The following is a 1,201-nucleotide window of genomic DNA, read 5'->3' as shown; positions in this document are numbered from 1 at the left end:
AAAACATCGCAGCCGATGATTTCGTGAAAGTAGTACTCGTCTTCCGCCAACTGGCTTAATTGGTCTTCGGGAACTTTAATCAAGGCATTCTTTAATTTTTCGGCTTCGGTGAGCGTTTCAACCTCTTTAAACTGCAAAAGGTGGAACTGTTTATGAAGCCTGTGGGCGCTGACGGTCACCTTGACAGGCTCGTCTGTTCCTTCACGGAACAAGTAGAGAGCGTTTCCGGGCTTGTACCGTTCCTCAGGAAAATCGGTTCTTGAAATGACGCGGACTTCGCCTTTTACCCCATGAGTATTAACAATTTTCCCTACATTAAACCATTGTTTCAGCATTTCTTCACCTCGGACGAATTTCAATGACGATCCCGTCTTTAATCACGATTGTTTTTCCCGTCGTCATATCATGCCAATTATCCCCGACTTCAATGTCCATTAAAGCGTCGATTTCTTTTTCCTTTACTTCGCTGCCAAGCGGCAGTGTATGGATTTGATTGATTTGAAAAACGATCATTTTAATCTTGTCCTGACGTTTTTCAATTTCTTTTTTAAATGATTCAGTCGCTGCCGGATTGTGGTGTTCCTTTTCGTGCTTCCTGAGCTGAAAATAGAGCTGGTTGCATTCGCGCTCAAGGATTTCCTTTCGTTCTTCAAAAGAAGCCAGCAGCTTTTTTTTGCTGTTTTCAGTCAAAACCTGCATAACGGTAACACGTTGGATAATTTGCATGGCATCATCACCTACTGTCCCGTGATTTTTCCTTTCCCTGAAATCCGGCAGCCTGGCATAAGCTGACAATCGGAATCGTTCATCTGTTTCTATTTTTCTTACATGTTAAAAAAGGGGGAGGTTTTCACCCTCTCCCCTTAGTCTGCGATCTCAAGTTGAACTTTCTTAGAAGACTGTGCGCCTGCCGCAAATACGACAGAGCGTATCGCCCTTGCAGTGCGCCCTTTTTTGCCGATGATCTTGCCGGTATCCTCTCTGTTGACAGACAAGCGGAACATCGTCCGCTCTGGATTTTCCTCTCTGAAAACCTGAACGTCATCCGGATGATCCACAAGCGGTTTGACCAGTGATACAATCAGCTCTTCCAAGTGCAGATCACTCATTATTTGCTTTGTTTAGCGTTGTGGAATTTTTCCATAATGCCTTCTTTAGAGAACAGGTTGCGAACCGTGCCAGACGGTTTAGCTCCTGTTTG

The 1,201-nt window shown here is 44.5% G+C and carries 2 protein-coding genes and 2 pseudogenes; all 4 read right to left on the bottom strand.

What is annotated here, in order from left to right; genetic code table 11:
• A pseudogene (rimM, locus tag C1T29_RS10115) lies at positions 1–335 on the bottom strand (ribosome maturation factor RimM); the annotation flags it as partial.
• Positions 336–339: 4 nt separating this feature from the next.
• On the bottom strand, positions 340–726 hold the full coding sequence (locus C1T29_RS10110; protein WP_020451370.1) for a YlqD family protein: 387 nt from the start codon (positions 724–726) through the stop codon (positions 340–342).
• 137 nt (positions 727–863) lie between these two features.
• Complete coding sequence (locus C1T29_RS10105) at positions 864–1,109, bottom strand: KH domain-containing protein (RefSeq protein WP_023857213.1); 246 nt, start codon at positions 1,107–1,109, stop codon at positions 864–866.
• Positions 1,109–1,201, bottom strand: a pseudogene (rpsP, locus tag C1T29_RS10100) (30S ribosomal protein S16); the annotation flags it as partial. The gene C1T29_RS10105 and the pseudogene rpsP, both read right to left, overlap by 1 nt.

This window comes from Bacillus sp. MBGLi79 (assembly GCF_002953915.1).
Note: the sequence above shows the minus strand (reverse complement) of the source record. Positions and strands in the feature narration are given on the sequence as shown.

Coding starts and splice junctions, on each gene's coding strand:
- C1T29_RS10110 (WP_020451370.1), bottom strand. CDS start 726: ATGCAAATTATCCAACGTGTTACCGTTATGCAGGTTTTGACTGAAAAC.
- C1T29_RS10105 (WP_023857213.1), bottom strand. CDS start 1,109: ATGAGTGATCTGCACTTGGAAGAGCTGATTGTATCACTGGTCAAACCG.